At 52.7% G+C, this 7884-nt stretch carries 4 protein-coding genes and 2 pseudogenes; 1 reads left to right on the top strand and 5 read right to left on the bottom strand.

Features of this window, described 5'->3' with window-relative positions:
• Window positions 1-350, top strand: a pseudogene (locus BFF42_RS07035) (IS1-like element IS1X2 family transposase); the annotation flags it as partial.
• A gap of 317 nt (window positions 351-667) precedes the next feature.
• Here BFF42_RS07035 and aldB read toward each other — a convergent pair.
• The 5 genes and pseudogenes from aldB to BFF42_RS07005 form a co-directional block, all read right to left on the bottom strand.
• The gene (gene aldB / locus BFF42_RS07025) at window positions 668-2206 is read right to left on the bottom strand and encodes an aldehyde dehydrogenase AldB (RefSeq protein ID WP_000183978.1); all 1539 of its coding nucleotides are present in this window, start codon (window positions 2204-2206) and stop codon (window positions 668-670) included.
• Between the two features lie 163 nt (window positions 2207-2369).
• A complete protein-coding gene (gene yiaY, locus BFF42_RS07020; RefSeq protein WP_000168713.1) occupies window positions 2370-3521 on the bottom strand; it encodes an L-threonine dehydrogenase in 1152 nt (383 codons plus the stop codon).
• Window positions 3522-3710: 189 nt separating this feature from the next.
• Complete coding sequence (gene selB, locus BFF42_RS07015; RefSeq protein ID WP_000582415.1) at window positions 3711-5555, bottom strand: selenocysteine-specific translation elongation factor; 1845 nt, start codon at window positions 5553-5555, stop codon at window positions 3711-3713.
• A complete protein-coding gene (selA, locus tag BFF42_RS07010; protein WP_000206247.1) occupies window positions 5552-6943 on the bottom strand; it encodes an L-seryl-tRNA(Sec) selenium transferase in 1392 nt (463 codons plus the stop codon). Before selA ends, selB begins: the two co-directional genes overlap by 4 nt.
• Window positions 6944-7040: 97 nt before the next feature.
• A pseudogene (locus BFF42_RS07005) lies at window positions 7041-7648 on the bottom strand (glutathione S-transferase).
• Window positions 7649-7884: the final 236 nt, after the last annotated feature.

The following is a 7884-nucleotide window of genomic DNA, read 5'->3' as shown; positions in this document are numbered from 1 at the left end:
CTAAATCACGTCAGCGCTGGCTGTTTTACGCGTATGACAGGATACGGAGGACGGTTGTGGCGCACGTCTTCGGTGAACGCACTCTGGCCACACTGGAGCGTCTTCTGAGCCTGCTGTCGGCCTTTGAGGTCGTGGTATGGATGACGGATGGCTGGCCGCTGTATGAATCACGCCTGAAGGGAAAGCTGCACGTTATCAGCAAGCGTTACACTCAGCGCATTGAGCGACATAATCTGAATCTGAGACAACATCTGGCAAGGCTGGGACGGAAGTCACTGTCGTTCTCAAAATCGGTGGAGCTGCATGACAAGGTCATCGGGCATTATCTGAACATAAAACACTATCAGTAAGTTGGAGTCATTACCTACCGTTTATTGCTGATTGGCCTCGGATCACCAATGGTGATTTACGGCCTAGTTCGCCTGCTCACCATCGAAACGCGAGATTAAACTCCTGACAAAACACGCCCCAGAAACGCACTTCTGTTGGCGTAGTCTGGATTATTGCGCACGTAGGTTTAAAACGTAAATTGTAACAACGTGCGCTTTGTTTATGCCGGATGCGGCGTGTACGCCTTATCCGGCCTACGGTCAGGTTCCCGTAGGCATGATAAGACGCGTAAGCGTCACATCAGGCAATGAATACCCAATGCGACCAGCTTCTTATATCAGAACAGCCCCAACGGTTTATCCGAGTAGCTCACCAGCAGGCACTTGGTTTGCTGGTAATGCTCCAGCATCATCTTGTGGGTTTCGCGACCGATACCTGATTGTTTGTAGCCACCAAACGCCGCATGTGCCGGGTAAGCGTGATAACAGTTGGTCCACACGCGCCCAGCCTGTATGCCGCGCCCCATCTTATAGGCCAGATTACCGTTGCGGCTCCAGACGCCCGCGCCTAGGCCATATTGCGTATCGTTCGCCAGCTCCAGCGCTTCTTCCATCGTTTTGAAGGTGGTCACCGCCAGCACCGGGCCAAAAATCTCCTCCTGGAACACCCGCATATTGTTCTGACCAAACAGAATCGTCGGTTCGAGGTAGTAGCCGTCTTTCAGTTCACCTTCCAGCAGCTTGCGCCGCCCGCCTGTGAGCACGTCAGCGCCCTCTTTTTTACCGATATCAATGTAGTTGAGGATGGTTTCCAGTTGCCCGTGAGAAACCTGCGCGCCCATTTGCGTCACGCTGTCGAGCGGGTTACCGCTACGAATGCTTTCGACACGGCGGATGGCGCGTTCCATAAAGCGTTCGTAGATAGATTCCTGCACTAAAGCACGACTCGGACAGGTGCAAACTTCGCCCTGGTTAAAGGCAAACAGTGCAAAGCCTTCCAGCGCTTTATCGAAAAAGGCATCTTCTTCATCCATCACATCAGCAAAGAAGATATTTGGCGACTTACCGCCCAACTCCAGCGTCACCGGAATAATGTTTTGCGTTGCGTATTGCATAATTTGTTGGCCCACTTCCGTTGAGCCGGTAAACGCCACTTTGGCGATGCGTTTCGAGGTCGCCAGATATTCGCCAATTTCCCCACCTGCGCCATTGACCACGTTCACCACGCCCGGCGGCAGTAAATCACCGACAATTTCCATTAGCAGCAGTACAGAAAGCGGGGTAAGACGTGCGGGTTTCAGCACCACACAGTTGCCCGCCGCCAGCGCGGGAGCCATTTTCCAGCTCGCCATCAGCAGCGGGAAGTTCCACGGGATAATCTGCCCCACCACGCCTAACGGTTCATGGAAATGATAGGCCACGGTTTCGCTATCAACTTCACTGATCCCACCTTCCTGCGCCCGAATACACGAGGCGAAATAGCGAAAATGATCAATCGCCAGCGGCACGTCGGCAGCACTGGTTTCGCGAATGGGTTTGCCGTTATCCCAGGTTTCAGCTGTCGCTAACAGCTCGAGGTTTTGTTCCATTCGATCGGCAATCTTAAACAGAATCGCCGCGCGATCCTGCACCGAGGTGTGCGCCCATTTATCTTTCACTTTGTGCGCAGCATCTAGCGCCAGATCGATGTCTCGTTTGCCCGAAGACGCCACTTCGCACAGCAGCTGCCCAGTCACCGGCGTCAGGTTCTGGTAATACTCACCATCGGCAGGGGCTACCCATTCGCCGCCAATAAAGTTGTCATAGCGGGCTTTTAACTTGAGGGGGAAACCATACTCGCCGGGCTTAATCTGTGCTGAAGGGGGATTATTGGTCATGATCGTCTCCTTGCGGTGTGAGGTATAACAAGGGTAGACGTGACTGGCGAAATCTTCGCCAGTCGGTAACAGCTTTACGACGGCTATCACGAATTTACGGGCAAGGGTTACAGAGATAGTTGAAAAAGCGGCTGACAATTTGCCAGCCGTTGTGGAATGATGATTACATCGCTGCGCGATAAATCGCCACAATTTCTTCGTGAGTTGCCTGGATCGGGTTAGTAAAACCACAGGCATCTTTCAGGGCATTAGTCGCCAGAACCGCGAAATCTTCTTCTTTCACGTTCAGGTCGCGTAGGCCTGCCGGGATATCCACTTTCTTCGCCAGTTCACGGATGGCGTTAATGCAGGCTTCAGCACCTTCCGCGTCGTTTTTACCTGTCACGTTCACGCCCATTGCAGCGGCACAGTCACGCAGACGTGCAGCGGCGACTTTGCTGTTGAATACCTGAACATGGGGCAGCAGAACGGCGTTACATACACCGTGTGGCAGGTTGTAGAAACCGCCCAGCTGGTACGCCATCGCATGAACATAACCCAGAGAAGCATTATTGAACGCCATACCGGCAAGGAACTGGGCATAAGCCATTGCTTCACGCGCTTTCGCATTACTGCCATCTTCAACGGCTAACGGCAGGTTTTCGGCAATCATGGTCACGGCTTTCAGTGCACAAGCGTCAGTGATCGGCGTGGCGGCAATAGAAACATATGCTTCGATAGCGTGCGTTAAGGCATCCATACCCGTTGCGGCGGTCAGTGACTTCGGCATACCAATCATCAGAGAGGAGTCATTGACAGAAAGCAGCGGAGTGACATGTTTATCAACAATCGCCATTTTGATATGACGCGCTTCGTCAGTGATGATGCAGAAACGGGTCATTTCAGAGGCCGTACCCGCAGTGGTGTTGATGGCGATCATCGGCAGCTGCGGTTTTGCAGAGCGGTCAACGCCTTCGTAATCGCGAATATCGCCGCCATTGGCTGCCACCAGCGCAATACCTTTTGCGCAGTCGTGTGGAGAACCACCGCCTAAGGAGATCACGCTATCGCAATTATTCTCTTTAAGTAATTTCAAACCTGCGGCGACGTTTTCCGTGGTGGGGTTAGGTTGGGTGCCATCATAAATAACGCTAAAAATATTGCGTTCTTCCAGTGCTTTTTGCACATCGCCCGCCATACCTAATTTCGTTAACATACTGTCAGTGACAATTAAGGTACGGGTAAATCCATAATCTGCCATCATATTCATTGCATCAGTCAATGAATCAGCGCCGATGACATTCACAGAAGGAATAAAGAAAGTTGAAGATGCCATAACACACTCCTGAAAGTGTAAAAAAGGGTGGGAAGCTTACTGAGGATTTTCATTCGAAAACATGATCATTATTATTAATTATCAAAATTAATCTAATAAAAAGCACATTGTATTCATTAAACAATGTGCTTTTTTTAAAATCATAAGAAATTTGTATTAATTTATTTTAAAAATTAATTAATCATTTCCTTATTTTTCCGGAAATAATAATGCGTCGCGCAATAAATGATCATTTCCACGACGACGCGTAAAGCCAATGCGGTCAAAATATTCCAGAATCTGAATTGCCAGCTTTCGGCCTACGCCTAAGCGATCGCGGAAATCCGCCGCGCAGGTTGAACCACACTCCTGATCGAGATCGCGGATCATATTGGCAAATTCGACAATCCGATCGTTACGGTAATAACGATCTTTGACGATCGCGGTAATTATTCCTTGCTGCGCCGCCTGGCGTAGCGTCAGGCGCATTGCCTGCTCGTCGGTACCCGTCTCTTTTGCCAGATCACGCACCCACCACGGCTCGTCACCAAACAGCGGCTCTGCTTTTTGCCAGATGGCCTGCTGCTCTTCGCTGAAGCCCGCTTTGTGATCCGGCAGATGCAGCCAACCGTGATGACTGAGGATGTCGCCGCTTTCGCGCATCTTTTCAATCAGCAACAGTACTAGCGCTTCATCTTCCATTGGCAACGCCATACGTCGCAGACGTTCGCGCCCAGGCCCAGGTTCATCGCGATGTTGCTCATGATAAGTCGCTAATGTGTCGAGAATTTTCCGTTGCCAGCGAGCGGCAACCGGCGCATTCAACAAGCTATAACCAGCCTGAATATAGCCAGGCTGTTGCAGCAGTTCGCGCATCCCTTCGCCGTTGAGCTGGCGCGCCCAGGCGAAATCAGGAAGATTAACCGCGCCGCGTTGCAGGTGAACGGCTAACGCTTCGCTATCATTCTGTGCCCTGGCGAGGGAAGCCAGCCATTGCAGATACTCTGGTTTACGTTTACCGCGACGCGGCGGGTTAAGCATCACGACGCGCGCTCCGGCCAGCGTGTTGCGGGCAGAGATATCGCGCAATACCAGGCGGTCGTTATCTGCCAGCCATAACGGGGTGTCGAAGACCAGTTCAGCAAGGTTATCTTCCAGCAGTGAAACGCGTCCCGTGACGTGGCTGGCGGCGTGGTGAATATGCAGCGGCTGCCACTGGGTCAGCGGTGTATGGGTTTGAAGCTCGACAATCACCCGTGTGAACGGCTCTGGCGGCGCATCGGCAAGCAGCCAGTCGCCACGGTTAATCTGCTCTTTTTCCGCATCACCCGCGATGTTAAGCGCGATACGCTGCCCGGCATGGGCGGTTTCTGTTGGCTGGTTTTGTGCATGCAGCGCACGTACACGCATCGGTTTATTTACACCAGTCAGCCAGAGTGAATCGCCTACCTTCACTTCCCCGCTTAACGCCGTACCGGTGACGACCAGCCCGGCACCTTTTACGGTAAATGGGCGGTCGATCGCGAGGCGGAAACTATGTTGGCTGGCGTGTTCACGTCCTGGTAACTGAAGCAGATGCTCGCGCAGGGCATCAATTCCCCGACCTTCGGTTGCTGCGGTGATAAACAGTTTTGCCTCAGCAAAACCGTATTCCCGCAGCACATCCTTTACCTGGCGTTCAACCTCATCAACACGCGCTTCGTCCACGCGATCGGCCTTGGTCAGCGCCACTGTCAGCATCGGGTTACCGGTCAGCTGCAAAATCGCCAGATGCTCACGGGTCTGCGCCATCACGCCGTCATCGCACGCCACCACCAACAGCGCGTGATCAATACCACCAACGCCCGCCAGCATGTTGGAAAGAAACTTTTCATGACCGGGTACGTCGATAAAACCAGGCACGCGACCATCCGGCTGCGGCCAGTAGGCATAGCCGAGATCGATGGTCATGCCGCGCTTTTTTTCTTCCGGCAGACGGTCAGCATTTACGCCAGTAATCGCCTGCAATAAGGTTGTTTTGCCGTGGTCAACGTGTCCGGCAGTCGCAATAATCATTTCAACAACATCTCCAAAAACCGTTGCTCATCTTCAAGGCAGCGTAAATCCAGCCACAATCGTCCGTCATAAATACGACCAATCACCGGCACTGGCAATTCACGCCAGCGGGCGGCTAATGACTCAAGGTGGCTACCGCGTCCATCATGGGGTGTAAACGTTAATGCCGCGCTCGGCAGGCGATCAACCGGCAGCGAACCACTGCCAATCTGCGAAAGACATGGCATAACCTGTACCGCAAACTCCGCGCCGTAATGTGCGGCAAGGGGAGCCTGTAAACGTTGTGCCTGGATTTGAATGACCTCTGCGCTGCGGGTAAGCAGGCGCAGGGTCGGTAATTTTTCACTCAGAGCTTCAGGGTGTAAATAAAGACGCAACGTGGCTTCCAGCGCCGCGAGGGTCATTTTATCCGCGCGTAATGCACGCTTCAGCGGGTGGCTTTGCAGGCGGGCGATCATCTCTTTTTTACCAACGATAATCCCTGCCTGCGGCCCGCCTAACAACTTGTCGCCGGAGAAGCTCACCAGACTGACGCCCGCCGCAATCAACTCCTGCGGCATTGGCTCTTTCGGCAAACCGTACTGGCTAAGATCGACCAGCGAGCCACTGCCTAAATCAGTCACTACGGGAACATCCAGCTCTTTGCCGAGCGCCACCAGTTCCGCTTCATCTATCGCTTTGGTGAACCCCTGAATGCTGTAGTTACTGGTATGTACTTTCATCAACAGTGCGGTATTTTCATTCACCGCCTGACGATAATCATTCGCGTGCGTACGGTTGGTGGTCCCTACTTCGTGTAGGGTGCAGCCTGCCTGACGCATAACATCGGGAATACGAAACGCGCCGCCAATCTCCACCAATTCGCCGCGAGATACTACCACCTCTTTCCCGCTGGCAGTGGCCGCCAACATCAATAACACCGCCGCCGCATTGTTATTGACGATACAGGCATCTTCCGCCCCCGTAATACGGCACAGCAGTTGCGCCAGCGCCCGATCGCGATGTCCGCGTCCAGCGTCGTCCAGATCGTACTCGAGGGTCACTGGCGAACGCATAGCCTGCGCAACGGCTTCCACCGCGGCTTCCGCCTGTAAAGCTCGTCCAAGGTTGGTATGCAGCACGGTTCCCGTCAGGTTGATCACCGGACGCAGCGCGCTCTGCGCCTCTTTCGTCAACCGGGCATCGACTTCTTGCGCCCAGTTTTCACACCACGCAGGAAGCGTCTGGCTGTCACGAATCACTTCTCGCGCTTCGTCGAGCATCTGACGCAACAATTCCACCACGCGGGTGTGACCATAAGTATCACGCAAAGAAAGGAAGGAGCTATCGCGCAATAAGCGATCAATAGCCGGAAGTTGACTATAGAGGGAACGCGTTTCGGTTGTCATAGGAAACCTGGCTAATCAAGGCCCTCTCACACGGAGAAGGGCGTTTAACATAACCACGGATTGTAACGTGAGATGGGTCAGGAGGACATATCGCGCATCAAGCCTTTGGCGGTTCGGTGCGAGCAAAACTTCGCGGCTAAACAGGTTTTCGACCAGTTTGACTAAGTGTGGGCGGTCGACACACCAACCTGGCGCAACGCGGCGGAAATTGAGATATCCGACAGCACAGGCAATGGCGATAGTCGCCAGATTGACCGTATCGGTTTTGAGTGTGCCATCGACCAGATATCCTTCCAGCACATCCAGACTGCGGTTGATTTTCTCCCGCTGGCGTAACAATTCATCTTCAGACTGCTGCGCCGCTGGACGCGCCTGTTCACGCACCGATACCAGCCCGGCATCCATAATGCCATCCGCCAGCGCCTCAATTTTGCGCACCCGCAACGACTCCAGCGGATCGCGCGGCAACATCGCCGGAGCGACATTCATTAACTCAATATATTCAGCGATGATCGGCGAATCAAACCAGCATTCGCCCTCTTCGGTCACCAGCACCGGCACTTTTCCTAACGGGTTAAATTGCGCCACGCCGTTGTCCGCGTTATAGGGCAGTTCATTAATAAATTCGAAAGTTATGCCCTTTTCTAACAACAGAATAGAAAGTTTGCGTACAAACGGGCTGGTGTAGCTACCGACGAGTTTCATGCCGAGTCCTTTGTGCGAGGAAAAATATCAGTATGGCCTGGTGATGGGAAAAAGGGCAGAAAATGTTGATGGTTTGTTACTTCCAAATAAATCACATATTTATCATGGTGATATAAATATTTTCCTAATTATTTCACTCTGATGGATATCTCACTTAAGGCTTTCTTATAAATCTGTAGGGTTTTGCCTGTCAGCAGACAAATAACCCGATAAAACAAGGATGAGAAATGAGCGGA

It is taken from the genome of Shigella sp. FC1661, assembly GCF_001712525.1.
Lineage (GTDB): Bacteria > Pseudomonadota > Gammaproteobacteria > Enterobacterales > Enterobacteriaceae > Escherichia > Escherichia coli.
Note: the sequence above shows the minus strand (reverse complement) of the source record. Positions and strands in the feature narration are given on the sequence as shown.